The sequence below is a fragment of the Nonomuraea sp. NPDC003214 genome (assembly GCF_053590035.1).
The window spans coordinates 61,402-85,230 of sequence record NZ_JBSFSX010000004.1 but is presented as its reverse complement, the minus strand read 5'-3'; the positions used below and the strand labels follow the sequence as shown (position 1 = coordinate 85,230).

Annotated in this window: 25 protein-coding genes; 3 read left to right on the top strand and 22 right to left on the bottom strand. The window is 73.2% G+C overall.

What is annotated here, in order from left to right; translation table 11 throughout:
- Nucleotides 1-202: 202 nt before the first annotated feature.
- The 13 genes from ACWDXC_RS12825 to ACWDXC_RS12765 form a co-directional block, all read right to left on the bottom strand.
- The gene (locus ACWDXC_RS12825; RefSeq protein WP_449981132.1) at nt 203-802 is read right to left on the bottom strand and encodes a carbonic anhydrase; all 600 of its coding nucleotides are present in this window, start codon (nt 800-802) and stop codon (nt 203-205) included.
- A gap of 54 nt (nt 803-856) precedes the next feature.
- Complete coding sequence (hisG, locus tag ACWDXC_RS12820) at nt 857-1,702, bottom strand: ATP phosphoribosyltransferase (RefSeq protein ID WP_219505693.1); 846 nt, start codon at nt 1,700-1,702, stop codon at nt 857-859.
- Between the two features lie 59 nt (nt 1,703-1,761).
- Nucleotides 1,762-2,025 carry a phosphoribosyl-ATP diphosphatase gene (locus ACWDXC_RS12815; RefSeq protein WP_219505694.1) on the bottom strand — a complete coding sequence of 88 codons (264 nt, stop codon included), beginning with the start codon at nt 2,023-2,025 and terminating at the stop codon, nt 1,762-1,764.
- Nucleotides 2,026-2,339: 314 nt separating this feature from the next.
- The gene (locus tag ACWDXC_RS12810) at nt 2,340-4,373 is read right to left on the bottom strand and encodes a DEAD/DEAH box helicase (RefSeq protein ID WP_449981129.1); all 2,034 of its coding nucleotides are present in this window, start codon (nt 4,371-4,373) and stop codon (nt 2,340-2,342) included.
- 298 nt (nt 4,374-4,671) lie between these two features.
- On the bottom strand, nt 4,672-5,034 hold the full coding sequence (locus ACWDXC_RS12805) for a metal-sulfur cluster assembly factor (RefSeq protein ID WP_219505697.1): 363 nt from the start codon (nt 5,032-5,034) through the stop codon (nt 4,672-4,674).
- The gene (sufU, locus tag ACWDXC_RS12800; protein WP_219505699.1) at nt 5,031-5,471 is read right to left on the bottom strand and encodes a Fe-S cluster assembly sulfur transfer protein SufU; all 441 of its coding nucleotides are present in this window, start codon (nt 5,469-5,471) and stop codon (nt 5,031-5,033) included. The genes ACWDXC_RS12805 and sufU overlap by 4 nt, the downstream gene beginning before the upstream one ends.
- A 2-nt stretch (nt 5,472-5,473) precedes the next feature.
- Nucleotides 5,474-6,730 carry a cysteine desulfurase gene (locus tag ACWDXC_RS12795; RefSeq protein WP_449981127.1) on the bottom strand — a complete coding sequence of 419 codons (1,257 nt, stop codon included), beginning with the start codon at nt 6,728-6,730 and terminating at the stop codon, nt 5,474-5,476.
- On the bottom strand, nt 6,727-7,473 hold the full coding sequence (gene sufC / locus ACWDXC_RS12790) for a Fe-S cluster assembly ATPase SufC (protein WP_364170020.1): 747 nt from the start codon (nt 7,471-7,473) through the stop codon (nt 6,727-6,729). The genes ACWDXC_RS12795 and sufC overlap by 4 nt, the downstream gene beginning before the upstream one ends.
- A 4-nt stretch (nt 7,474-7,477) precedes the next feature.
- Entirely contained in the window at nt 7,478-7,798 is a 321-nt protein-coding gene (locus ACWDXC_RS12785; protein WP_219505703.1) for a non-heme iron oxygenase ferredoxin subunit, read from the bottom strand.
- The gene (sufD, locus tag ACWDXC_RS12780; protein ID WP_449981124.1) at nt 7,795-8,919 is read right to left on the bottom strand and encodes a Fe-S cluster assembly protein SufD; all 1,125 of its coding nucleotides are present in this window, start codon (nt 8,917-8,919) and stop codon (nt 7,795-7,797) included. Before sufD ends, ACWDXC_RS12785 begins: the two co-directional genes overlap by 4 nt.
- Nucleotides 8,919-10,331, bottom strand: coding sequence for a Fe-S cluster assembly protein SufB (gene sufB, locus ACWDXC_RS12775; protein ID WP_449981122.1), 1,413 nt, complete (start codon nt 10,329-10,331; stop codon nt 8,919-8,921). The genes sufD and sufB overlap by 1 nt, the downstream gene beginning before the upstream one ends.
- Nucleotides 10,328-11,029 carry a helix-turn-helix transcriptional regulator gene (locus tag ACWDXC_RS12770; RefSeq protein WP_219505750.1) on the bottom strand — a complete coding sequence of 234 codons (702 nt, stop codon included), beginning with the start codon at nt 11,027-11,029 and terminating at the stop codon, nt 10,328-10,330. The genes sufB and ACWDXC_RS12770 overlap by 4 nt, the downstream gene beginning before the upstream one ends.
- 95 nt (nt 11,030-11,124) lie before the next feature.
- Nucleotides 11,125-12,357, bottom strand: coding sequence for a multidrug effflux MFS transporter (locus ACWDXC_RS12765; RefSeq protein WP_449981120.1), 1,233 nt, complete (start codon nt 12,355-12,357; stop codon nt 11,125-11,127).
- 150 nt (nt 12,358-12,507) lie between these two features.
- On the opposite strand from ACWDXC_RS12765, the gene ACWDXC_RS12760 reads away from it, so the two are divergent.
- The gene (locus ACWDXC_RS12760) at nt 12,508-13,416 is read left to right on the top strand and encodes an ABC transporter ATP-binding protein (protein ID WP_219505709.1); all 909 of its coding nucleotides are present in this window, start codon (nt 12,508-12,510) and stop codon (nt 13,414-13,416) included.
- Nucleotides 13,413-14,183, top strand: coding sequence for an ABC transporter permease (locus tag ACWDXC_RS12755; RefSeq protein ID WP_449981118.1), 771 nt, complete (start codon nt 13,413-13,415; stop codon nt 14,181-14,183). The genes ACWDXC_RS12760 and ACWDXC_RS12755 overlap by 4 nt, the downstream gene beginning before the upstream one ends.
- Nucleotides 14,184-14,217: 34 nt before the next feature.
- Here the strand turns inward: ACWDXC_RS12755 and ACWDXC_RS12750 are convergent, their stop codons facing one another.
- Nucleotides 14,218-15,393 carry an MFS transporter gene (locus ACWDXC_RS12750; protein ID WP_449981116.1) on the bottom strand — a complete coding sequence of 392 codons (1,176 nt, stop codon included), beginning with the start codon at nt 15,391-15,393 and terminating at the stop codon, nt 14,218-14,220.
- Between the two features lie 109 nt (nt 15,394-15,502).
- On the opposite strand from ACWDXC_RS12750, the gene ACWDXC_RS12745 reads away from it, so the two are divergent.
- Nucleotides 15,503-16,414: an EamA family transporter gene (locus ACWDXC_RS12745; protein ID WP_449981114.1), complete on the top strand. Its 912-nt coding sequence runs from the start codon at nt 15,503-15,505 to the stop codon at nt 16,412-16,414.
- A 34-nt stretch (nt 16,415-16,448) separates the two neighbouring features.
- On the opposite strand, the gene ACWDXC_RS12740 is transcribed toward ACWDXC_RS12745, so the two are convergent.
- Genes ACWDXC_RS12740 through ACWDXC_RS12705 form a run of 8 tightly spaced genes read right to left on the bottom strand, consistent with a single transcriptional unit; the run spans nt 16,449 to nt 23,744 of the window.
- A complete protein-coding gene (locus tag ACWDXC_RS12740) occupies nt 16,449-17,120 on the bottom strand; it encodes a GntR family transcriptional regulator (protein ID WP_219505715.1) in 672 nt (223 codons plus the stop codon).
- A 15-nt stretch (nt 17,121-17,135) separates the two neighbouring features.
- On the bottom strand, nt 17,136-18,134 hold the full coding sequence (locus ACWDXC_RS12735; RefSeq protein WP_449981112.1) for an ornithine cyclodeaminase family protein: 999 nt from the start codon (nt 18,132-18,134) through the stop codon (nt 17,136-17,138).
- Nucleotides 18,131-19,120 (bottom strand): proline racemase family protein, encoded by a 990-nt coding sequence (locus tag ACWDXC_RS12730; protein ID WP_449981110.1) that lies wholly within the window; start codon nt 19,118-19,120, stop codon nt 18,131-18,133. Before ACWDXC_RS12730 ends, ACWDXC_RS12735 begins: the two co-directional genes overlap by 4 nt.
- On the bottom strand, nt 19,117-20,118 hold the full coding sequence (locus ACWDXC_RS12725; RefSeq protein ID WP_357586681.1) for a proline racemase family protein: 1,002 nt from the start codon (nt 20,116-20,118) through the stop codon (nt 19,117-19,119). Before ACWDXC_RS12725 ends, ACWDXC_RS12730 begins: the two co-directional genes overlap by 4 nt.
- Nucleotides 20,115-21,008 carry a dihydrodipicolinate synthase family protein gene (locus ACWDXC_RS12720; RefSeq protein ID WP_449981108.1) on the bottom strand — a complete coding sequence of 298 codons (894 nt, stop codon included), beginning with the start codon at nt 21,006-21,008 and terminating at the stop codon, nt 20,115-20,117. Before ACWDXC_RS12720 ends, ACWDXC_RS12725 begins: the two co-directional genes overlap by 4 nt.
- A complete protein-coding gene (locus ACWDXC_RS12715; protein WP_449981106.1) occupies nt 21,005-22,363 on the bottom strand; it encodes an FAD/NAD(P)-dependent oxidoreductase in 1,359 nt (452 codons plus the stop codon). The genes ACWDXC_RS12720 and ACWDXC_RS12715 overlap by 4 nt, the downstream gene beginning before the upstream one ends.
- Nucleotides 22,360-22,602 carry a (2Fe-2S)-binding protein gene (locus ACWDXC_RS12710; protein ID WP_231618791.1) on the bottom strand — a complete coding sequence of 81 codons (243 nt, stop codon included), beginning with the start codon at nt 22,600-22,602 and terminating at the stop codon, nt 22,360-22,362. Before ACWDXC_RS12710 ends, ACWDXC_RS12715 begins: the two co-directional genes overlap by 4 nt.
- Nucleotides 22,599-23,744 (bottom strand): NAD(P)/FAD-dependent oxidoreductase, encoded by a 1,146-nt coding sequence (locus tag ACWDXC_RS12705; RefSeq protein WP_449981103.1) that lies wholly within the window; start codon nt 23,742-23,744, stop codon nt 22,599-22,601. The genes ACWDXC_RS12710 and ACWDXC_RS12705 overlap by 4 nt, the downstream gene beginning before the upstream one ends.
- Nucleotides 23,745-23,829 lie beyond the last annotated feature (85 nt).

Genomic DNA, 23,829 nt, shown 5'->3' with positions numbered 1-23,829 from the left:
GTCCTCCTCCGACTTGCGCTGTTAGCGCTAACATTCGGTACCGCAGAGTGCCCCTCCGAGGGGCCCGATGTGCCGGAGTACATCCGAGGTCCCGCCCCGCGTCAACGACAGGAGTCCCCCACGCCGCCGGCGCCCTGCCTCACCTGGCGCGCTCTCCCCCGCCCGGGTGAAAGTTTCACCGACGGAGCGGCGGCGGCGTGCGTCAGACGACGCGGCTGACCAGGCCCGTGTCGAGGCAGTAGTGGGCGCCCATGACCGTCGCGCGCCCGCGCAGCAGCGGGTCGGCGCGCAACTCCTTCACCGTGGCGGCGGTGTGGGCGCGCGTCATCGCGGCCACGTCGCCGCCCGAGCTCTCGTACGCGCCCGCCAGCGCCGCCACGACGGCGGGCAGTTCCCCCGGCAGCGTGGCGCGCTCGCGCAGGGCCGTCGCCGCCGCCGTCACCGCGCCGCAGCGCTGATGCCCGAGCACCAGCACGAGCGGCGCGCCCAGCGCGTGCGGGCCGTACTGGACGGCGGCCCTGACCAGCGGGTCGAGCGTGTGCGCGGCGGTGCGGACGACGAGCAGGTCACCGAGCCCGGCGTCGAACACGACCTCGGGCGGCACCCGCGAGTCGACGCACGACAGCACCACCGCGAACGGCGCCTGCGCCCGCGCCACCTGCCGCCGCCGCTCCACGTCCTGCCCGGCCCGGCCCGGGGTCCCGGCCGCCCAGCGGCGGTTGCCGTGCTTGAGCCACGTCCACGCGTCGCGCACGGTGAAAGCGCGGCGGGCGCACCGCTCCGTAACGGGTCGGATACTCACGGACCGGTACGTTCCCGCCCGGAACAGGCGATTACCTGACGGCGCAGGCAGAGGTCACAGGCGGCAGGCGTAGATGTCGGTGACCAGGATGGCCCTTGCGCCGATGTCCCACAGCTGGTCCATCACCTGCTGGTGCCCCCGGCGCCGGACCATGGCGCGCACGGCCACCCAGCCCTCCCGGTGCAGCGGCGAGACCGTCGGCCCCTCCATGCCCGGGGTGAGCGCGATGGCCTCCTCGATCCGCTCGGCGCGGATGTCGTAGTCCATCATCACGAAGTCGCGGGCGTGCACGACGCCCTGCAGCCGGCGCACGAGCTGCTCGACGCCGTTGGTCGCCGGGGCGGTGTGCTGCTTGATGAGCACCGCCTCCGACTTCATGATCGGGTCGCCGAACACCTCCAGGCCGACGTTGCGCAGCGTCGTGCCGGTCTCCACCACGTCGGCCACCGCGTCGGCCACGCCGAGCCTTATGGCGGTCTCGACCGCGCCGTCGAGCTTGATGACGCGCGCGTCGACGCCCTGGTCGGACAGGTATTTCTCCAGCAGGCCCGCGTAGGCGGTGGCCACCCGCAGCCCCTGCAGGTCCTTGACGGACGTCATCGTGCCGGCCCGGGTGGCCAGCCGGAAGGTGGAGGCGCCGAAGCCGAGCGGCATGACCTCCTCGACCGACGCGCCGGAGTCGACGAGCATGTCGCGGCCGGTGATGCCGGCGTCGAGCGTGCCCTCCCCGACGTAGACGGCGATGTCGCGCGGGCGCAGGAAGAACAGCTCGCAGCCGCTCTCCTCGTCGACGACGACGAGCTCCTTGCTGTCTCTGCGGGACCGGTAGCCGGCCTCCTTGAGCATGACTTGGGCGGCCTCACTGAGAGTGCCCTTGTTCGGTACGGCCAGGCGAAGCATGTCTGATTCCTCGGTGTCCAGAGTCGTTGCGGAAGACCGGAGGCGGGCGCGGGGGCGCCCTAGAGATGCTTGTAGACCTGGTCCAGGCCGATCCCCTTGGCGATCATGAGCACCTGGACGTGGTAGAGGAGCTGGGAGATCTCCTCGGCGGCCCGGTCGTCAGACTCGTGCTCGGCCGCCATCCAGCTCTCGGCGGCCTCCTCGACGACCTTCTTGCCGATGGCATGGACGCCGGCGTCGATGGCGGCCACGGTGCCGGAGCCGGCGGGCCGGGTCCGGGCCTTCTCGGACAGCTCGGCGAACAGCTCTTCGAAGGTCTTCATGATCTCTCTCGTCGATCGGCTGGCGTGCGGTAACAGCCTAGTCGCCACGCGACCCCGCTTCGTGCCGCGTCCGCCAGCCGAGACGCCCGCGAGTCGCGCGGGGCCCGTGCCTGGCGGCAGGCGGGGGCCGAGGCCGGTGACGGCGTGGCGGCGGCCGTCCGGACCGGGAACGGCCCGTACGTCGTGCGGGCAGGCCACCGGCGGGCGGGTGAGGCGCGCCCGCCAGGGTGCGGGAACGCGGACGCCCGCCGTGCCCGGGAGGACCGGGCGCGGCGGGCGTCGGACGAACTCATGGGGCGGTGCGGCCCCGGGGATCAGCGCTCGTAGCGGCGGGCGGAGCCGCCCCGGCGGAAGCCGCCGTTGCCACGGTCGTCGGCGCGGAAGCCGCCCCGCTGGCCGCGGTCGTCGGGACGGGCGCCGCCGGAGCGGTAGCCGTCACGGGGACGGTCGTCCGTGCGGACGCCGCGCTCGCGGTCGGCCGAGAACGGGCGGCCACGGTCGGTGGAGTGGCGGCGGTCGTCGGAGCGGAACCCGCCACGCGGCCGGTCACCCTCACGGAACCCGCCACGCCCACGGTCGCCACCGGAGAAACCGCCACGGTCGGCGTCGTTGCGGAAGCCGCCACGGTCGCCGTCGTTGCGGTAACCACCGCCGGAGTAGCCGCCACGGTCACCGTCGTTGCGGTAATCACCGCCGGAGTAGCCGCCGCGGTCGCCGTCGTTGCGGTAGCCACCGCGGTCACCGCCGCGGTCGCCGCCGCCGAAACCGCCGCGGTCGCCGTCGTTGCGGTAGCCACCGCGGTCACCGCCGCGGTCGCCGCCGCCGAAACCGCCGCGGTCGCCGTCGTTGCGGTAGCCGCCGCGGGGGCGGTCGCCGCCGGAGCGGCGGTCGTCGCCGAACGTGCGGGGCTCGTCGTGACGGCGCGGGTAGCGGTCGTCGGTGCGGCGCTGGCCGCCGAACGAGCCGTCCTCGGTCCGGCGCGGGCCGGCGAAGGGCGGACGGTCGCCGTCGTGGCGGCGCGGGCGGCGCTCGCCGTCGAACTCACGGCGCGGACGCCGGCCGCGGCGCTCGGAGCCGGCGTGGCCGCCTTCGCGCCGGGGGCGCAGCGGCTTGCGCACGTCGGGCTCCCACACGGGGATGGCCTCGCCGCTGGGCGTGCGGGCCCCGGCGATCTCGGCCAGGCGCGGGTGGCCGGGCGTCGCCTTGAGGCGGAACGGGTGGATGCCCGCCCGCCGGGTCAGCGCGTCGGTGGAGCGGCGCTCGTTCGGGAGCACCAGCGTGACGACGGTGCCCTTCTCGCCGGCGCGGGCGGTGCGGCCGCCGCGGTGCAGGTAGCTCTTGTGGTCCTGCGGCGGGTCGACGTGCAGCACGAGGCTGATGTTGTCGACGTGGATGCCGCGGGCGGCCACGTCGGTGCAGACGAGCACGTTGACCGAGCCCTCGCGGAACTCGGCGAGGATGCGGGTGCGCTGGTTCTGGCGCTTGCCGCCGTGCAGGCCGCCGGCCTTGACGCCGACGCGGGCGAGCTGCTTGCACAGCCGGTCGACGCCGTGCTGGGTGCGGACGAAGATGATCGTACGGCCCTCGCGGTTGGCGATCTCGGCCGTGACGTCGAACTTGTCGTCGCGCGTCACCTGCATGACGTGGTGTTCCATCGTGTCGACCGGGGAGGTCGCGGGGGCGACGGAGTGGGTGATCGGGTCCTTCAGGAAGCGCTGCACGAGCTTGTCGACGTCGCCGTCGAGCGTGGCGGAGAACAGCAGCCGCTGACCGTCGGCCGGGGTCTGCGCGAGCAGCTCGGTGACGACGGGGAAGAAGCCGAGGTCGCACATGTGGTCGGCCTCGTCCAGGACGCTGATCTCGACGTCCTCCAGCGAGCACTCGCCCTGCCGGATGAGGTCGCCGAGACGGCCCGGGGTGGCGATGACGATGTCGACGCCACGGCGCAGCGCCTCGATCTGCTTGCCCATGGACATGCCGCCGACGACGACCTTCATGCGCAGGCCGAGGCCGCGGCCGAGGGGCTCGATGGCGTCGTGCACCTGGAGCGCGAGCTCACGGGTGGGGACGAGGATCATGGCGCGGGGCCGGCCGGGGGCCGGCTTGACGCCGGCGAGGCGGGCCATCGTGGGCAGGCCGAAGGCCAGCGTCTTGCCGGAGCCGGTCTGGCCGCGGCCGAGGACGTCGGCGCCGGAGAGCACGTCGGGGATCGTCGCGCTCTGGATGGGGAACGGGCTGTCGATTCCCTGCCGGGAGAGACCGCTGATGAGCGGCTTGGGCAGGCCGAGCAGCTCGAACTCGGACGGGCCCTGCTCAGGGGTCGTCTCGGGCAGGGCAGCGTCAAGCATGGTCACGAACTTCGTGCCTTTCAGTCGAAGTGGCACGTCACTTCTGCGAAAGGACGAGCCAGGACGTACGGCGGCCTTGCCGTACACGGTGCAGTGCGCCCGCCGTGGGGGCGAGCGGAGGGGGAGGCGCACCTGGGCGCCGGCCGCAGGCGGCGCGGGACGCGCGATGAGGCGTCAGGTGTCCCTGGTGCCAACGCGGGGAGGATCAAGACTATTCCCCGCCGGGGCGCCGGACTTTCCGGATCCCCTGGCATGCTGAAGCGGCTGACGCGGAGCGCCAGCCGACCAGCGGTAAAGATCAGACGTTGAAGCCTAGCATACGAAGCTGCTCACGGCCCTCATCGGTGATCTTGTCCGGGCCCCACGGCGGCAGCCAGACCCAGTTGATCTTCACATCGGAGACCATGCCCTCCAGGGCGGAGTGCGCCTGGTCCTCGATGACGTCGGTCAGCGGGCAGGCCGCGCTGGTCAGCGTCATGTCGATGGTGGCCACCGGCTTGGCGCCGCCGTCGGCCGGGTCGAGGTTGAGGCCGTAGATCAGGCCGAGGTCGACGACGTTGATGCCGAGCTCGGGGTCGACGACGTCCTTGAGCGCCTCCATGACCTCTTCGACGCTCGCCTCGCCGTCGAAGCCGGTCGGGGTCTCGACGGGCTTGCTCATCGTGCAGCACTCCTCACTACAGCGTCCTTGTAGGCCATCCACGACAGCAGCGCGCACTTCACGCGGGCCGGGAACTTGGCCACCCCGGCGAACGCGACCGCGTCGCCGAGCACGTCCTCGTCGGCCTCCACCTGTCCCCTGCCCTGCATGAGCCGGGTGAACTCGTCGACCACCGACAGGGTCTCCTCGACGGTCGAGCCGGCGGTCAGCTCGTGCAGCACCGAGGCGGCGGCCTGGCTGATGGAGCAGCCCTGGCCGTCGTAGGAGACGTCCTCGATGCGGCCCGCGTCGCCCACCTTGACGCGCAGCGTGATCTCGTCGCCGCACGTGGGGTTCACGTGGTGAACCTCGGTGTCGTACGGCTCGCGCAGCCCCCGCCCCTGCGGGTGCTTGTAGTGCTCCAGGATCAGCTCCTGGTACATCGACTCGCCGATCATGGCTATGCGAACACCTTCTGTACGTGGTGGAGGCCGCGCACCAGGGCGTCGACCTCGCCCGTGGTGTTGTACAGGTAGAACGACGCCCTGGTGGTCGCCGGTATTCCGAACCTGAGGTGCAGCGGGCGCGCGCAGTGGTGGCCGACCCGCACGGCGATGCCGAACCGGTCGTCGAGGATCTGGCCCACGTCGTGCGGGTGGATCCCCTCCAGCGTGAACGCCAGCGTGCCGCCCCGCAGATCGAGCGAGTCGGGCCCGATCAGGCGCAGGCCGGGCACCTCGCGCAGCGCGTCGAGCGCGTAGGCGGTGAGCTCGCGCTCGTGGGCCTCCACGGCCGCCATGCCGATGCCGGTCAGGTAGTCGACGGCCGCGCCGAGCCCGATGGCCTCGACGATCGGCGGGGTGCCGGCCTCGAACTTGTGGGGCGCGGGCGCGTACGTCGAACGGTCCATCCAGACCGCCTCGATCATCTCGCCGCCGCCGAGGAACGGCGGCATGGCCTCCAGCAGCTCGCCGCGCGCCCACAGCACGCCGATGCCGGACGGGCCGACCATCTTGTGGCCGGTGAAGGCCACGAAGTCGGCGTCCAGCCCCGCCATGTCCACGGGGTGGTGCGGGACGGACTGGGAGGCGTCGAGCAGGACCAGCGCGCCGGCCCGGCGGGCGAGCGCGACCACGTCGGCGACCGGGTTGACGGTGCCGAGCACGTTCGACTGGTGCGCGACCGAGACGATCTTCGTGCGTTCGGTGACGACGCCGTCGGCGAGGTCGAGCCGGCCCTCGTCGGTGACGCCGAACCACTTCAGCGTCGCGCCGGTGCGCTGCGCGAGCATCTGCCACGGCACGATGTTGGAGTGGTGCTCCATCTCGGAGATGACGATCTCGTCACCGGGGCCGAGCGTGAAGCGCGGGTCGGCGCACGCCGGGTTGCCGAAGCTGTAGGCGACGAGGTTGAGCGCCTCGGAGGCGTTCTTGGTGAAGACCACCTCGTCGCGCGACGGGGCGCCGACGAACGCGGCGACCTTGTCGCGCGCGCTCTCGTACGCCTCGGTCGACTCCGAGCCCAGCACGTGCATGGCGCGCCCGACGTTGCTGTAGTGCATCGCCAGGTGCTCGCGCATGGTCTCGACGACCGATGTGGGCTTCTGCGAGGAGTTGCCCGAATCGAGGTAGACGAGCGGACGCCCGCCGGGCAGCTCGCGGGAGAGGACCGGGAAGTCTTTCCTGATCCTCTCCACGTCCAAGCTGGTGGAAGTCATGCAGATGCCTTCGTGTACTGCTCGTAGCCCTCGGCCTCGAGCTTGTCGGCCAGCTCCGGCCCGCCCTCCTCCACGACCCGGCCGGCCGCGAAGACGTGCACGAAGTCGGGCTTCACGTAGCGCAGGATGCGGGTGTAGTGGGTGATGAGCAGCACGCCGGTCTCGCCGGAGGCGCGGAAGCGGTTGATGCCCTCCGACACCACGCGCAGGGCGTCGACGTCGAGGCCGGAGTCGGTCTCGTCGAGCACCGCGATCTTCGGCTTGAGCAGCTCGAGCTGGAGGATCTCGTGGCGCTTCTTCTCGCCGCCGGAGAAGCCCTCGTTCAGGTTGCGCTGGGCGAAGGCCGCGTCGATGGACAGGGCGTCCATGCCGCTCTTGAGGTCCTTGGCGAACTCGCGCAGCTTGGGCGCCTCGCCGCGGACGGAGGTGACGGCCGAGCGCAGGAAGTTGGACACCGACACGCCGGGGACCTCGACCGGGTACTGCATGGCGAGGAACAGGCCGGCGCGGGCGCGCTCGTCGACCGACAGCTCCAGCAGGTCGACGCCGTCGAGCAGCACCTCACCGCCGGTGATCGTGTACTTCGGGTGACCGGCGATCGCGTAGGCGAGCGTGGACTTGCCCGAGCCGTTGGGGCCCATGATGGCGTGGGTCTCGCCGGCCTTCACGGTCAGGTTGACGCCGCGCAGGATTTCCTTGTCCTCGACGGCGACCTTCAGGTCACGGATCTCAAGGGTGGACATGTGTTTATGACTCCTTCGAGAGCGAGACGAGGACGTCGTCGCCGTCGATCTTGACTGTGTAGACGTTCACGGGCTTGGTCGCGGGCGGGCCGGTGGGCTTGCCGGAGCGGATGTCGAAGCACGAGCCGTGCAGCCAGCACTCCAGGGTGCCGTCGTACACCTCGCCCTCGCTGAGCTTGACCTCGGCGTGCGAGCAGATGTCGTGCAGGGCGAACACCTCGTCGCCCTTGCGCACCAGCGCCACGGGGGTCTCGCCCACCTCGACGCCGATCACCCCCTCGTCGGGGATGTCGCTGACCTTGCACACCTTCTCGTAGCCGCTCATCGTGCGAGCTCCGCCTCCACCGCGTTCATCACGCGCTCGCGCAGCTCGTCGACCTGGATCTTCTCGATGAGCTGGCCGAGGAAGCCGCGGATGACCAGGCGGCGGGCCTCGTCGAACGGGATGCCGCGGGCCTGGAGGTAGAAGATGTGCTCGTCGTCGAGGCGGCCCGACGTCGAGGCGTGCCCCGCGCCGGCGACCTCGCCGGTGAGGATCTCCAGGTTGGGCACCGAGTCGGCGCGGGCGCCGTCGGTGAGGATGAGGTTGCGGTTGAGCTCGTAGGTGTCGGTGCCCTCGGCCGCGACCCTGATGATCACGTCGCCGATCCAGACGGCGTGCGCGTCCTCGCCCTGGAGCGCGCCGCGGTAGTCGACGTTGCTCTTGCAGTTGGGCTGCGAGTGGTCGACGAGCAGGCGGTGCTCCAGGTGCTGGCCCGCGTCGACGAAGTAGACGCCGGACAGGTCGGCGTCGCCGCCGGGCGCGGTGTAGGAGACGCTGGGCGACAGCCGCACCAGGTCGCCGCCCAGGGTCACCACGAAGCTCCGGAACGTGGCGTCCTTGGCGAGCTGGGCGTGGTGGTGGGAGACGTGCACGGCGTCGTCGGCCCAGTCCTGGAGGCTGACGACCTTGAGCGTGGCGCCATCGCCGACGACGAACTCGACGTTGTCGGCGTAGACGGCGCTGCCCTCGTGCTGGACGACCACGGTCGCCTGCGCCATCGGCTCGACGACGACCACGATGTGGCCGTACGCGGCGCCCTCGCCGCCGTTGCCCTTGATCTCCACGGAGATCGCGTCGGCCGGGGCGGCCTCGCGGGGCACGGTCACGACCAGCGCCTTCTCGAAGCCGTTGTAGGCCTGGGCGCTGACCCGGTCGGCGGGCACGTACGCCTTGCCGATGCGCTCGTCGTCGCGGCCGACCCACTCGGCCCGCACGCCCTCGGGCGTGTAGACCTGGGTGACCACCTGGCCGCTGGCCGCGGCCTGGCCGTTGTGCAGCCCCTTCAGACGCGACAGCGGCGTGAAGCGCCACGCCTCCTCGCGGCCCGTGGGGACCTCGAAGTCGGCCAGGTCGTACGACGCCTTCTCGTGCAGGGTCGACAGGGGCTTCTCGTTCAGGCCCATCAGCCGACGGCTCCTTCCATCTGCAGCTCGATCAGCCGGTTCAGCTCGAGCGCGTATTCCATGGGCAGCTCACGCGCGATCGGCTCCACGAAGCCGCGCACGATCATCGCCATCGCCTCGTCCTCTTCGAGCCCGCGGCTCATGAGGTAGAACAGCTGGTCCTCGCTGACCTTGGAGACCGTGGCCTCGTGGCCCATCGAGACGTCGTCCTCGCGGACGTCGACGTACGGGTAGGTGTCGGAGCGGCTGATCTGGTCGACGAGCAGGGCGTCGCACTTGACGGTGCTGGCGCTGCCGTGGGCGCCCTCCTCGATCTGCACGAGACCGCGGTAGGAGGTGCGGCCGCCGCCGCGCGCCACCGACTTGGAGATGACGCTGGAGCTCGTGTTGGGCGCCAGGTGCACCATCTTGGAGCCAGCGTCCTGGTGCTGGCCCTCGCCGGCGAACGCGACGCTCAGCGTCTCGCCCTTGGCGTGCTGGCCCATCAGGTAGACGGCCGGGTACTTCATGGTTACCTTGGAGCCGATGTTGCCGTCGATCCACTCCATGGTCGCGCCCTCGTAGGCGACGGCGCGCTTGGTGACCAGGTTGTAGACGTTGTTCGACCAGTTCTGGATGGTCGTGTAACGGCAGCGGGCGTTCTTCTTCACGATGATCTCGACGACCGCGGAGTGCAGCGAGTCGGAGGAGTAGATCGGCGCGGTGCAGCCCTCGACGTAGTGCACGTAGCTGTTCTCGTCGACGATGATGAGCGTCCGCTCGAACTGGCCCATGTTCTCGGTGTTGATCCGGAAGTAGGCCTGGAGCGGGATCTCGACCTCGACGTTCGGCGGCACGTAGATGAACGAGCCACCGGACCACACGCTGGTGTTGAGGGCGGCGAACTTGTTGTCGCCCACCGGGATCACCGAGCCGAAGTACTCCTTGAAGAGCTCCTCGTGCTCGCGCAGGCCCGTGTCGGTGTCGACGAAGATGACGCCCTTCTCCTCAAGGTCCTCACGGATCTTGTGGTAGACGACCTCGGACTCGTACTGGGCCGCGACGCCGGCGATGAGGCGCTGCTTCTCCGCCTCGGGGATGCCGAGCTTGTCGTAGGTGTTCTTGATGTCCTCGGGCAGCTCGTCCCAGGAAGCGGCCTGCTTCTCGGTGGAGCGCACGAAGTACTTGATGTTGTCGAAGTCGATGCCGGTGAGGTCGGAGCCCCAGGTCGGCAGCGGCTTCTTGCCGAACAGGCGGAGCCCCTTCAGGCGAAGGTCGAGCATCCACTCCGGCTCGTTCTTGAGCGCGGAGATTTCTCGGACGACCTCCTCGGACAGGCCGCGCTTGGCCGCGGCCCCGGCGGCGTCGGGGTCGGCCCAGCCGAACTTGTAATTCCCGAGGCCTTCCAGCTCCGGGCGGTCGGTGACAGTCACCTTCCGGTCTCCTTGTTCTTATCGATGGCTCTATGTGCGGGCCCCAGCGTCTGGGGGCTGACGTGCGTGGTGCAGACCCCGTCGCCGTGCGCGATCGTGGCCAGGCGCTGCACCGGGGTGCCGAGCAGTTGCGCGAACGCCTCCGTCTCGGCCTCGCACAGCTGCGGGAACTCCGCGGCCGCGTGCGCCACCGGGCAGTGGTGCTGGCAGAGCTGGTCGCCGCCGGACTTGGCCTTGCTGGCCGAGGCCGCGTAACCCTCCGCCGACAGCGCCTGCGCCAGGACCTGGACCCGCTGGTCGGCCGGCACCGCCCGCATGACCGGCTCCATCCGCCGCAGCAGGCCGGAAACCTGTGAGCGGGCGAAGTCGGACACGGCTTCTTCTCCCATGCGCTCGGCCAGGAAACGCAGCGCGCTCCCGGCCAGATCGTCATAGGCGTGCTCGAAGGCACTGCGCCCCGCGTCGGTGATGGCGAACAGCTTGGCCGGCCGCCCGCGCCCGCGCTGACCGCGCTGGCGCCCGGTGCGAGGCTCGATCATCCCGTCGGTCAGCAGCGCGTCGAGGTGACGGCGGACGGCCGCGGGCGTGAGCCCGAGCCGCTCGCCCAGCGCCGCCGCGGCGATGGGACCGTGTTCCAGGATCAGCCGGGCCACGCGCGCACGGGTGCTGCGCTCGCTGCCTGGCTCGATCGTGGGCACGTTTTTCACAACATCAGTGTGCCGTAATTCCTTCCCGCATCTCAAATGAATCCGGGGGACCCGGCAATGCAATTTCTCACGCAGGGTAGGCTTACCTAATTTCGCTGGCGTCCCAGGATGCCGAAGCTGAGCGCCGAAGCGGCCATCAGGGCGAGCATCAGCGCGGCCATCGGCACGGCGGTGTCCTGGCCGGCCAGGCCCACCAGCGGGGCCGCGACCGCCCCCAGCGCGAACTGCAGGACGCCCAGCAGCGCCGAGGCCGACCCGGCGACCTGCGGAGCCTGCCCGGCCAGCGCCAGCGCGCCGGTGCCCGGCAGGACGAGCCCCTGGCCGCACATGATGACGAACAGCCCCGCCACGATACCCGCCAGCCCCAGCCCGGTGACCGCGGCGGCCAGCAGCAGCCCGCCTCCCACCAGGCTCACGAACAGGCCGGCGAACACCAGCCGAGCCGGCCGGACCCGGCCCGACAGCCTGCCGCCGACCTGGGCCATCACGGTCAGGCCGAGCGCGTTGAGCCCGAAGATGAGCGAATACTGCTGGGGCGTGGCCGCGTACACCTCCTGCAGCACGAACGGCGAGCCGGAGATGTAGGCGAACATGGCGGCGAAGGCCAGCCCGGCCGTGAGGGCGCAGCCCATGAACGCGCGGTCGCGCAGCAGGGCCCAGAACGTGGCCAGCGTGTGCTTGAGCCCGCCGCCCTCCCGCTGCTCGGCGGGCAGCGTCTCGCGCACGCCGGGCAGGACGGCCAGCAGCAGCACCAGCCCCGCCAGGCTGAGCGCGACGAACACGCCGCGCCAGGAGGTGAAGGCCAGCAGTTGCGCGCCCGCCACCGGGGCCAGGATCGGCGCCAGGCCGCTGACCAGCATGAGGGTGGCGAAGATGCGGGCGATGGCGGGCCCGTCGTACAGGTCGCGGACCACGGCGCGGACGATGACCAGCGCGGCCCCGCCGAGCATGCCCTGCAGCAGCCGCAGCACGATCAGCACGGGCACCGACGGCGCGAAGGCGCACAGCAGCGACGTCAGCGCGAACCCGGCCACGCCGACGATCAGCGGCAGCCGCCGCCCGCGCACGTCGCTCACGGGCCCGGCGATCACCTGGCCGGCCGACACGCCGATGAGACAGGCGGTGAGCGTGAGCTGGACCTGGGCGGCGGGGCTGAGCATCTCGCCGCTGATGGCGGGCAGCGCGGGCAGGTACATGTCGATGGACAGCGGCCCGATCGCCGACAGCGCGCCCAGGATGAGGAGCAGGAGCCCCCGCCGTTCCTTGGCGGCCGGTCGCGTTCGGGTGGTTTGTGCGGCCAGATCCTCCGCCACGGACATGCGTGCCCCTCTCCCTCGCAGGCGTCACGGCCCACGAGGGCCGAGGGGTCAAACCATCATCTGGTCCCCCGAATTCCCAATTATGGGATAAATTTCGGCCAGCTTGCCCTGCGGGCCGGACCGGCCCCGGCAGTCCCTAAACTCGTGCGCATGGAATCCCCAGCCGTCGAGATCGCGGACCTGGTCAAGCGCTATGGCGGCACCACCGCGGTCGACGGCCTCAGCATGCTGGCCGCCCGCGGCGCGGTCACCGCCGTCCTCGGCCCCAACGGCGCCGGCAAGACCTCGACGGTGGAGATCTGCGAGGGGTTCCGCAAAGCCGACGCCGGCACGGTGCGGGTGCTCGGCAGCGCCCCCGACGCCGCCGCGCTGCGCCCCCGGGTGGGCGTCATGCTGCAGTCCGGCGGGGTCCCGCCCGCGATGCGCTGCGCCGAGTGGCTGCGGCTGGTCGCCCGCTTCTACGCCCGTCCCCTCGACCCGGGCGCGCTGCTGGAGCGTCTCGGCCTCTCCGATCACGTACGGACCCCGTACCGGAGGCTGTCGGGCGGCCAGCAGCAGCGGCTGTCGCTGGCCGCGGCCGTCATCGGCAGGCCCGAGCTGGTCTTCCTGGACGAGCCGACGGCCGGGCTCGACCCGCAGGCCAGGCACGCGTGCTGGGAGCTGGTGGGCGAGCTGCGCGCCGCCGGGGTGTCGGTGGTGCTGACCACCCACCACATGGACGAGGCCGAGCGGCTGGCCGACAAGGTCGTCATCATCGACCGCGGCCGGGTGGTGGCCGAGGGCAGTCCCGCCACGCTGACCGGCGCCGAGCGGCAGCTCCGCTTCCGCGCCCGGCCGGGGCTGGGGCTGGAGGAGCTGCTCAACGCGCTGCCGGCCGGGAGCGCGGCCAAGGAGTCGCCGGCCGGCCACTACATCATCGAGGGCCAGGTGGACCCGGAGCTGCTGGCCACCGTGACGGCCTGGTGCGCGGCGGAGGGCGTCACGGCCGACGACCTGCGCATCGAGCGCCGCACGCTGGAAGACGTGTTCCTGGAGCTGACGGGCAGGGAGCTGCGATGAGCGCCACGCTGGACTTCACCCCCGCGCCGGGGGCGGCGCCGTTCCCGCGCATGGTGCTGGCGCAGGCCGGGGCCGAGATCCGGGCCATGCTGCGCAACGGCGAGCAGCTGCTGCTCACGATGATCATCCCGGTGCTGCTGCTGGTCGGCTTCTCGGTGGCGCCGCTCATCGACGTGGGCGGCGGCGACCGGGTGGCGTTCCTCGCGCCGGGCGTGCTGGCGCTGGCGGTGATGTCGACGGCGTTCACCGGGCAGGCGATCGCCACCGGGTTCGAGCGGCGCTACGGGGTGCTCAGGCGGCTGGGCGCCACGCCGCTGTCGCGGGGCGGGCTCATGCTGGCCAAGACGGCCGCGGTGATCGCGGTGGAGGCCATCCAGGTCGCGGTGATCGTCGCGGTCGCGCTGGCACTGGGCTGGCAGCCGCACGGGTCGCCGTTCGCCGCCGCGCTGCTGGTGCTGCTGGGCACCGCCGCGTTCAGCGGGCTCGGGCTGCTCATGGCCGGCCTGCTGCGGGCCGAGGCGACGCTGGCCGCCGCCAACCTGGTCTACCTGCTGCTGCTGGCGGCGGGCGGGGTGGTGTTCCCGCTGGCGAAGTTCCCCGCGTCGGTGCGGCCGGTGCTGGAGCTGCTGCCGATCTCGGCGCTGACCGGCGGGCTGCGCGCGGTCCTGTCGGGCGGCGCGGCGCTGCCGCTGGGCGCGCTCGCCGTGCTGGCCGTCTGGGCGCTGGCCTCCCTGGGACTTGCCGCCCGTACCTTCCGCTGGGACTGACCCGCGCCGGGGCTGAGCCGCGCGACGCCCTGGCCTAACCGGGCGTCGCGTCCGGGACGAGGGCGCCGTAACGGCGTCTGGCGAGGGCGGCCACGACGGTGAGGGGCAGCGCCGCCGCCGCGGCGAGCCCGAACAGCAGCCCGTAGCGGCCGTCCCCGGCCAGCGGCCCGGCCGCCCACGAGGAGGCGGCGCTGCCGACGAACAGCGCCGAGGCGAAGAACGCCACGGCGGTGCCCCGGGCGTGCGGCACCACGGAGGTGACCCACGTCTGCAGCGACGAGTGCATGAACGACCAGCCGCCGCCGAGCAGCAGCGCGGTCACCGTGACGGCGGCCACGCTCACCCCGGCGGCGACGACGGCGTACCCGGCGCACATCTGCGCGCCCCCCGTCGCGATGAGCCACCACGCGGGCCACCCGCGCGACAGCCGCATGACCAGCCGGCTGAACAGCCACACGCCGAGCCCGTAGGCGGCGGCGCAGAGCCCGGCCACGGTGGTGGAGACGCCGTCGTGCTGCAGGGCGGTGGCCAGGAACGCCATCGTGCCGATGAGCACGGCCCCCTCCACGAACGCCAGCGCGAACACCAGCAGCGCCCACGGGCTGCGCAGGACCGCGCCGACGTGCCCGCCGCGCCCGGGACCGGCGGCGCTCCTGGGCGGCTCCGGCAGGGCGCGCAGCGCGACGGCGCAGGCCAGCGCGCACGCGGCCGGGACGGTGAACACCAGCCGCCAGCCCGCCAGGTCGCCGAGCAGCCCGCCGAAGCCGGTGGCCAGCGCGGTGCCCAGCGCCATCACGCCCATCAGGTCCGACAGGGCGCGCTGGCGGCCGGACGGCTGGACGGTGTCGCCGACGTACGCGAGCGAGGTGGGCACGATCGCGCCGAAGCAGGCGCCCGCGGCGACCCGGGACAGGACGAGCGCGCCGAGCACCGGCATGAACGCGGAGACCAGGCCCGTCACGGCCGCGCCGAGCAGCGCGGTCCGCATGACGCGCACCCGCCCGAACCGGTCGGACAGCACGCCCCACAGCGGCTGCACCAGCCCGTAGGCGAGGTAGTAGCCGCTGGCCACGGCGACGGCGGCGGCCAGCGGGACGCCGAGGTCGACGCCGATGAGCACGAGCATGGGCGTCACGGCGAAGCGGTCGAAGCAGCTGACGAACGAGGCCGCGGCGAGGGAGGACGGCGGCCTGTCGAGAGTGGCGGACATGGGTCCCTTTACTGATTCATGGGGTTATCGGGCAGTCATATCACCTCGGCTGCGGCGATGCCGGAGGCGGTGGGTAGGCTGCGAGGGCCTTTTCGCTGTGAGGAGATCCGTGACCGCCTTCGCCTACGACGACCCGCTCGACCGCGGCGGCCGCCTGCCCCGGGCCGGCAGCCTGCTGCGCGGCGCCGCCGATTCCATTCCGCCGTCCGGGCTGGTGCTGCTGGGGATCTTCTCCGTGCAGCTCGGGGCGGGGTTCGCCAAGGAGCTGTTCGCGGCGCTCCCGCCGAGCGCGGTGGTGTTCCTGCGGATCGCGGCCGGGGCGCTGATCATGGGGGCGGTGGCCCGGCCCCGGCTGCGCGGGCTGGCGTGGCGCGACTGGGCGGTGGGCCTGGCGTTCGGCTTGACGCTCGCGGTGATGAACCTGACGTTCTACGAGGCGCTGGCGCGGCTGCCCATGGGCGTCGCGGTGGCGATCGAGTTCCTGGGGCCGCTGGGCGTCGCGGTGGCGGCCTCGCGGCGGCGGCTCGACCTGCTGTGGGTCGGCCTGGCCGCGGCCGGGGTGGTGCTGCTGGCGCCGTGGGGGCAGTCGGCCGGGGTGAGCTGGGCCGGCATCGGCTTCGCGCTGGTGGCGGGCGCCTGCTGGGCGGCCTACATCCTGCTGTCGGCGGCGGCCGGCGGCCGTTTCCCGGGCACCACCGGGCTGTCGTTCGCGATGATCGTGTCGGCCGTGGTGATCGCGCCGGTGGGCGTCACGACCGGCGGCGCCGACCTGCTCCAGCCGGAGCTGGTGCTCATCGGGCTGGGCGTGGGGCTGCTGTCGTCGGTGATCCCCTACTCGCTGGAGCTCAAGGCGCTGCGCCGGATGCCCAAGCACGTGTTCGGCATCCTGATGAGCGTCGAGCCCGCGGCTGCGGCGCTGATCGGCGTGCTGCTGCTGGGCGAGATCCTGAACGTGCAGCAGTGGGCGGCGGTGCTGTGCATCGTGGCGGCCAGCTTCGGCTCGACCCGGGCGGGCCGCTAGGGCGGGCCGGGGCGGGGACGGGGCTGGGACGGGCTCAGGCGTTGCTGGCCCAGATGCCGCGCACGTGCTGGATGTGCTCCGACATGATCAGGCGGACGGCCTCCACGTCGCCGCCCTTGAGCGCGTCGAGCAGCTCCACGTGCTCGCGGGCGGAGTCGGCCAGCGTGCCGCGCTGGGAAAGCTGCGACAGGCCGTAGAGGCGGGCCCGGGTGCGCAGGTCCCTGACGACCTCGACCAGGTGCGCGTTGCCCGACAGCGCGAGCAGCTCCAGGTGGAAGCGCAGGTCGGCGTCGACGTAGGCGAGCAGGTCGCCCTGCTCGGCGGCGGCGACGATCTCCTCGGCGACCGGGCGCAGCCGCTCGAAGTCGGCGGCGCGCCCCGTGTCGGCCAGCCGCGCCACGGTCGGCACCTCGATGAGCCTGCGGATCTCGGTCAGCTCGTCCAGGTCGCGCTCGGACAGCTCGGTGACGCGGAAGCCCTTGTTGCGCACCGCCTCGACCAGGCCCTCCTTGGCCAGGTCGAGCATGGCCTCGCGGACGGGCGTGGCCGACACGCCGAACTGCGCGGCCAGCACCGGCGCCGAGTAGACCACGCCGGGGCGCATCTCCCCCGTGATCAGCGCGGCCCGCAGCGCGTGCGCCACCTGCTCGCGCAGGCTCTGCCGCTCGCCCACCATCGGCAGGTCGAGCCGGTCCTCGGCAGCCATCCGCCCATCCCTTCCCTAGGTCCTCCGGGACCGGGTCCGCTGAAACCACGCCTCGTACGCGGCGGCCGCGACGACCAGGTCCTGCCACGCCATGCCGGTGCCCTTGAACACGCGGGGCCCGTCGCCCGGGACGACCCGGCCCGCGACCAGCTCAGCGAGGTTTCCGGCGAGATGATGAGTGGTGATCGTACCGTGGCGGATGGGGATGACCACATCCCCCGCTTCGGCCAGCGCCGCGGACCTCGCCTCGACGACCACGCACGACCGGGCGATCAGCTCGCCGTCGAGCTCCCGGGCGTCCTGCTCGTGCGACCCGATGGCGACCACCGTGGCCCGATCGCGCACCAGCGCGCCGTCGAACAGCGGCTGCCTGGCGGTGGTGCAGCAGACGACGAGGTCCGCCCGCGCCACGGCCGCGCCGACCCGCTCACCGGCCTGGTCACCGGCCTTCTCACCGGTCTGATCACCAGGGCCGGTCAGCGCCTCGGCCTCCAGGCCCAGCTCGCGGCAGCGGGCGGCGAACGCCCCGGCCCGGCCGGGGTCGCGGCCCACGACCGTCACCCGCCGAACGGGCCTGACCCCGGCGAGCGCCTCGACGTGGCCCCACGCCTGCGGGCCCGTGCCGAACACGAGCAGGTCGCCGGCGTCCGGCTCGGCCAGGTGGCGGACGGCCAGCGCGGAGACGGCGGGCGTGCGCAGCGAGGTGAGCGCGATCCCGTCCATCGTGGCGAGCGGCGCCAGCGTGCGGCCGTCGAACAGCAGGTACGTGCCCTGGATGCGGGGCAGCCCGAGCGCGGCGTTGCCGGGCGCCACGGTCGCGGCCTTGACCCCGGCGTACCGCCCGGCCGCCGCGGGCATCAGCAGGAGCTGACCGGCGGGCAGATCGACGACGGGCCGCTGCGGCGTCGCCTCCGGGTCCAGCCCGCCGAGCAGCGCCTCCTCCAGGAGCCGCACGGCGGCGGCCACGGGCACCAGCCGCCGCACGGTGTCGGCGTCGAGATGGGGAAGGGTCATCGCAGCGTGAACCCCGTGCCGATGGGGTCGTCCGGGTCGAGCTCGAAGGTGTGCCTGCCGGTGCGGTAGGCCATGCCCTCGATCTCGGGCACCACCCCGGCGGGCGTCTCGGCGGCCACCCGGGCGCGGAACACGCTGCCGACGACGCTCTCGTGCACGAGCGTGCCGCGGTGGCCGTCCTCGTGCAGCAGGGCGAGCCGGGCGGCGGTGCCCGACCCGCACGGCGAGCGGTCCACCTCGCCGTCGGCGAACACGGTGACGTTGCGCTGGCGGCCGGGGCCGAGGTCGTCGTAGAAGATCACGCCGTAGACGCCGGACAGCCGGTCGTCGCCGGGGTGCCGGGTGGCCGGGTGCCCCTCCAGCCCGGCCTTGATCCGGCGGCCCCAGGCGATGAGCTCGCCCACGTGGCGCGGCTCGACGGACAGGCCGACGGCCTTGGCGGGCACCGAGGCGTAGATGGCGCCGCCGTAGGACAGGTCGGTCTCGATCCCGGCGGCCGGGACGCCGCGCGCGATCACGTACGAGGGGACGCTGACGAAGGTGACGGCGGTGACGCGGCCGGCCTCGCGGCGGACGCGGGCGGTGACGCGGCCGGAGGGCACGTCCACGACGACGTCGGTCTCGCCGTCGGGGTCGCTCTCGACCAGGCCCTCGCGGACGGCGTGCACGCCGAGCGCGATGGTGCCGTGGCCGCAGGCGGTGGAGTAGCCGTCCTTGTGCCAGAACAGGACGCCGAGGTGGGCGCCGGGGTCGTCGGGCGGGACGAGGAAGCAGCCGTACATGTCGGCGTGGCCGCGCGGCTCGTGGCAGAGCAGCCGCCGCACGTGGTCGGCGGCGGCGGGGGCGTTGGCGCGGCGTTCGAGCACGGTGGCGCCGGGGATGGCGGGGACGCCGCCGGTGACGATCCGGAACGGCTCGCCGCCGGTGTGGTAGTCGACGGTGCTGATCAGGGGCGTGCTCGCAGGCAGGGTCACAGGGGTGCTCACAGCTCGAACCCTTCGGGGAACGGGTCGCGCGGGTCGAGGAAGTACTGGGCGGTGCCGGTCACCCAGGCGCGGCCGGTGATCGACGGGACGACGGCGGGCCTGCCGCCGACGACGCCGTCCTCCAGCAGGCGGCCGATGAAGCGGGTGCCGATGAACGACTCGTTGACGAAGTCGCGGCCCAGCGGCAGCTCGCCCCGGGCGTGCAGCTGGGCCATGCGGGCGCTGGTGCCGGTGCCGCACGGCGAGCGGTCGAACCAGCCGGGGTGGATGGCCATCGCGTGCCGCGAGTGGTGGGCGTCGGAGCCGGGTGCGGCGAAGTAGACGTGGTGGCAGCCGCGGATGCGCTCGTCCTCGGGGTGCACGGGCTCGTCGGCGGCGTTGACGGCCGCCATCGTGGCCAGCCCGGCGGCCAGGATGTCGTTCTTGGCCTTGCGGTCGAACGGCAGCCCGTACGCGTCGAGGTCGACGATGGCGTAGAAGTTGCCGCCGTAGGCGAGGTCGTAGCGGATCTCCCCGTAGCCGGGCACGGTGACGGTGGCGTCGAGCCGGTCGGCGTAGGAGGGGACGTTCCTGAGGGTCACGGACGTCGCCATGCCGTCGCGGACGGCCACGTCCACGACGACGAGCCCGGCGGGCACCTCCAGGCGGACGGTGGTGACGGGCTCGACGACCTCGACCATGCCGGTCTCCACCAGCACGGTCGCCACGCCGATCGTGCCGTGGCCGCACATCGGCAGCAGCCCGGACACCTCGATGAACAGCACGCCCCAGTCGGCGTCGGGCCGGGTGGGCGGCTGCAGGATGGCGCCGCTCATGGCGGCGTGGCCGCGCGGCTCGTTCATCAGCAGCTTGCGGATGTGGTCGAGGTGGTCGCGGAAGTAGACCCGCCGCTCGGCCATGCTCGCGCCGGGGATGACGCCGACGCCGCCGGTGACGACCCTGGTGGGCATGCCCTCGGTGTGCGAGTCCACGGCGTGGAACACGCGTTTGGTCCTCATCGCAGTCCTTCCGCGAGTGCCTTCTCGGTGGCGGCGCGCACGGCGGCGGCCTGCTCGTCCGTCAGCGGCCGCCGGGGCGGGCGGCAGGGGCCTCCTGGACGGCCCGCCAGGTCCATCGACAGCTTGATGGCCTGGACGAACTCCGTCTTGGAGTCCCAGCGCAGCAGCGAGTGGAGCTTACGGTAGAGCGGCAGGGCGGTGCCGAGGTCTCCGGCGACGGCGGCCCTGTAGAGGGCGGCGCCGGCGGCGGGCAGCGCGTTCGGGTAGCCCGCGATCCAGCCGGCCGCGCCCGCCAGGGCCAGCTCCAGCAGCACGTCGTCGGAGCCGATCAGCACGTCCAGGCCGGGGGCCAGCTCGGCGATCTCGTAGGCGCGGCGCGGGTCGCCGGTGAACTCCTTGACGGCCACGATCAGGCCCTCGTCGAACAGCCGGGCCAGCAGCACGGGCGTCAGGTCGACCTTGGTGTCGTAGGGGTTGTTGTAGGCCACCACGGGCACCCCGGCGGCGGCGACCTCGCGGTAGTGCTCGGCGACCGCGGCCTCGTCGGCGCGGTAGGCGTTCGGGGGCAGCAGCAGCACCGACCCGCAGCCCGCCTCGGCGGCCTGCTCGGCCCAGCGCCGCGACTCGCCCGAGCCGTACGCGCCGACGCCCGCCATCACGTTGCGCCCGCCCACGGCCTCGACGGCGGTGCGCACGACGCGGGCCCGCTCGTCGGCGGTGAGCGTCTGGTACTCGCCGAGCGACCCGTTGGGCACGACGCCGTCGCAGCCCTGGTCCACCAGCCAGCGGCAGTGCTCGGCGTAGGCGTCGAAGTCGACGGTCAGGTCCGCGCGCAGGGGGAGCGCGGTGGCGACCATGATGCCGTGCCAGGCCTTGCTGCGTTCGGTCATGGATGTCCTCCCGTGGGGGGTTCGGCGGCTTCGGCGAGTGCTGCGAGGGTGATCGGCTGGGCGACGGGGCGGCGCGGCGGCGCGGGCCGCTCGCCGGTGAGGCAGGCGACGGGGTAGCCGCAGATGCGGCCCTGGCACCAGCCCATGCCGGGCCTGGCCAGCAGCTTGACCGAGCGCGCGTCGGTGGCGCCCAGCTCCTGCGCCTCGCGCAGGCGGGCCAGCGGCACCTCCTCGCACCGGCACACGAGCGTGTCGTCGCGCAGCCAGCCCTGCCAGCCGTCCTTCACGGGGTAGGCCGCCAGCAGCGCGCGGGCGAAGGCGCGCAGGCTGTCGCGCCGCCGGACGAGCGGGCCGGGCAGGGCCCTGCCGGCGGCGGCGAGCCCGGCCAGGCGGCCTTCGAGCTCGGCCAGCCGCCAGCCGCCGACGCCGGTGGGCTCCCCGGCGGCCCACACGCCGGGGACGCCGGTGGCCTGACGGCCGTCGACGGCGAGGACGGGGCTGCCGTCGGCGTCGTGCCGGATGGCGCAGCCGAGCTGGACGCCCAGGTCGATCTGGGGGGTGAAGCCGTAGCCGGTGGCCAGCGTGTCGCAGGCGACGCGGCGGGTGGACAGCACGTTCCAGGCGCGGCCCAGGCGGGCCACGGTGACGGCTTCGAGCCGGTCCCGGCCGTGCGCGGCGATCACGGCGGTGCGGGGCCGGTACGGGACGCGGTGCCGGGCGAGCGTGAGCGCGTACGAGGCGGCCTCCCCGGCCTTGCCCAGGGCGAGCAGGGGGTGGCGGGCCAGCCCGAGCCCGGCGCTCGCCTCGTGCACGCCGAGCACGCGCGCCCCGGCTCCGGCCAGCCCGGCGGCGACCGGCAGCAGGAACGGGCCGGTCCCGGCGACGACGACGCGCTGCCCGGCGACCACGCCGTTGCCCTTGAGAAGCGCCTGCGCGCCGCCCGCGGTGAGCACGCCGGGCAGGTCCCAGCCGGGGAACGGCAGCGGCCGGTCGTGCGCGCCGGTGGCGATGAGCAGGTGCCTGCCGCGCACGTCCACCGGCCGCTCGGCGCCGTCCGAGGTGGTGACGCAGTGGGCGGTCAGGTCGCCGTCCGGCTCGCGGGTGACGCCCCAGACCTGGTGGCCGAGCAGCACGTCGGCGCGTTCGGCCAGCGCCCGCGCCCGGCGGGCGAACCCGTCGAAGCCGGGCGTGCCGGGGTTCGGCGGGGCGGCGGGGTGGCGGAAGTACTGGCCGCCCAGCCGCGCCCCGGAGTCGAGCAGGGCCACGCGCAGCCCGTGCTGGGCGGCCGACAGCGCGCCCGCGACCCCGGCGGCGCCTCCTCCGATCACCACCAGGTCGTACGGGTTGCCGGTCATGAGGTGGTCACCTCGTCGCCGGGCCGGGCCTCCAGCAGGCAGGCGCGCTCGGGCGGCCGGCCGTTGACGGTGACCAGGCAGTCGAAGCAGACGCCGATCCCGCAGAACAGCCCGCGCGGCCGCCCGCCGAACCGGGTGGTGCGCCAGGAGCGCACGCCCGCCGCGTGCAGGGCCGCGCCGATCGTCTGGCCCGGCGTCACCGGCACGGGCCGGCCGTCGATCGTGATCTGGAAGGTCAACGCGGCTCCTCCGGGAATCGGTCGGGGCGGAACGGGTGCGGGTCGAGGGCGGGCTCGCGGCCGGTGAGGAGCTGGGCGAGCAGGTGGCCGGTGGCGGGGGCCAGGCCGATGCCGGCGCCCTCGTGCCCGCAGGCGTGGTACAGGCCGGGCGCGCGCGGGTCGGCGCCGATCACGGGCAGGTGGTCGGGACAGTAGGGCCGGAAGCCGCAGTAGGACCTGATGACCCGCACGCCGCGCAGCGCCGGGAAGAGGTCGACGGCCTGCTCGGCCAGGCGCGCGAGCACGGGCACCGAGGTGGTGCGGTCGAAGCCGACGCGCTCGCGGCTGGCGCCGATGAGCACGGTGCCCGCCTGGGTGCCCTCGACGACGGCGGACGTCTCCAGCGCCGCCGAGTCGCTGGCCACGTTGGTGACGTAGGCGGCGGTGTAGACCTTGTGCCGGATCAGCGGCTCGGCCAGCGGTTCGGTGACCAGGATGAACCCGCGCCTGGGGAGCACCGGCAGGCTCACCCCGGCCAGCGCGGCGAGCTCGCCGCCCCAGGTGCCGGCCGCGTTGACGACGGCGCCGCCGAGGATGTCGCCCCGGTCGGTGCGCACGCCGGTGACGCGGTCGCCGGAGCGGACGAAGCCGGTGACGGTGACGCCCAGGCGCAGCCGGACGGCACCGTGCCCGTAGCTGTCGGCGCCGTGCCTCAGCAGCCTGGCGGCGGCCAGCATGGGCTGCACCTGGGCGTCCTGCGGGTAGAACACGCCGCCCGCGAGCCCGTCGGCCAGATGCGGCTCCAGGTCGCGCAGCGCGCCTGCGGCGACGCTCTCGTGCTCGACGCCCTGCTTGCGGGCCAGCTCGGTGAGCCGGTCCTGGATCTCGGCGGTCTCGGCGACGACGAGCCCGCCCTTGGGCTCGAACTCGAAGCCGCCGCGGGTCTCGGCCAGCTCGCGCCAGAGCCCGTTGGACAGCAGCGCGAGGTCGAGCTCCGGTCCGGGCTCCTTGTCGGAGACGAGCACGTTGCCCTCGCCCGCCCCGGTCGTGCCGCCCGCGACGGGGCCCCGGTCGACGACGGTCACGTCCAGCCCGGCGCGCGCGGCGTAGTAGGCGCAGGCGGCGCCCACGACGCCGGCCCCGACGACGATCACGTCGGACATCGGCTCACCTCCACCTCAGTAATATGTCACATGTCCAGCGGAGGGAAAAGCCGGTGTCGGGACCGCCACACCCGCCACCTACCAT

Coding starts and splice junctions, on each gene's coding strand:
- ACWDXC_RS12735 (WP_449981112.1), bottom strand. CDS start 18,134: ATGACCCTTCCCCATCTCGACGCCGACACCGTGCGGCGGCTGGTGCCC.
- ACWDXC_RS12715 (WP_449981106.1), bottom strand. CDS start 22,363: ATGACCGGCAACCCGTACGACCTGGTGGTGATCGGAGGAGGCGCCGCC.
- ACWDXC_RS12815 (WP_219505694.1), bottom strand. CDS start 2,025: ATGAAGACCTTCGAAGAGCTGTTCGCCGAGCTGTCCGAGAAGGCCCGG.
- ACWDXC_RS12720 (WP_449981108.1), bottom strand. CDS start 21,008: ATGACCGAACGCAGCAAGGCCTGGCACGGCATCATGGTCGCCACCGCG.
- ACWDXC_RS12795 (WP_449981127.1), bottom strand. CDS start 6,730: ATGACTTCCACCAGCTTGGACGTGGAGAGGATCAGGAAAGACTTCCCG.
- ACWDXC_RS12705 (WP_449981103.1), bottom strand. CDS start 23,744: ATGTCCGACGTGATCGTCGTCGGGGCCGGCGTCGTGGGCGCCGCCTGC.
- ACWDXC_RS12755 (WP_449981118.1), top strand. CDS start 13,413: ATGAGCGCCACGCTGGACTTCACCCCCGCGCCGGGGGCGGCGCCGTTC.
- ACWDXC_RS12805 (WP_219505697.1), bottom strand. CDS start 5,034: ATGAGCAAGCCCGTCGAGACCCCGACCGGCTTCGACGGCGAGGCGAGC.
- ACWDXC_RS12740 (WP_219505715.1), bottom strand. CDS start 17,120: ATGGCTGCCGAGGACCGGCTCGACCTGCCGATGGTGGGCGAGCGGCAG.
- ACWDXC_RS12760 (WP_219505709.1), top strand. CDS start 12,508: ATGGAATCCCCAGCCGTCGAGATCGCGGACCTGGTCAAGCGCTATGGC.
- ACWDXC_RS12750 (WP_449981116.1), bottom strand. CDS start 15,393: ATGTCCGCCACTCTCGACAGGCCGCCGTCCTCCCTCGCCGCGGCCTCG.
- hisG (WP_219505693.1), bottom strand. CDS start 1,702: ATGCTTCGCCTGGCCGTACCGAACAAGGGCACTCTCAGTGAGGCCGCC.
- ACWDXC_RS12725 (WP_357586681.1), bottom strand. CDS start 20,118: ATGAGGACCAAACGCGTGTTCCACGCCGTGGACTCGCACACCGAGGGC.
- ACWDXC_RS12810 (WP_449981129.1), bottom strand. CDS start 4,373: ATGCTTGACGCTGCCCTGCCCGAGACGACCCCTGAGCAGGGCCCGTCC.
- sufU (WP_219505699.1), bottom strand. CDS start 5,471: ATGATCGGCGAGTCGATGTACCAGGAGCTGATCCTGGAGCACTACAAG.
- ACWDXC_RS12765 (WP_449981120.1), bottom strand. CDS start 12,357: ATGTCCGTGGCGGAGGATCTGGCCGCACAAACCACCCGAACGCGACCG.
- sufD (WP_449981124.1), bottom strand. CDS start 8,919: ATGGGCCTGAACGAGAAGCCCCTGTCGACCCTGCACGAGAAGGCGTCG.
- sufC (WP_364170020.1), bottom strand. CDS start 7,473: ATGTCCACCCTTGAGATCCGTGACCTGAAGGTCGCCGTCGAGGACAAG.
- ACWDXC_RS12785 (WP_219505703.1), bottom strand. CDS start 7,798: ATGAGCGGCTACGAGAAGGTGTGCAAGGTCAGCGACATCCCCGACGAG.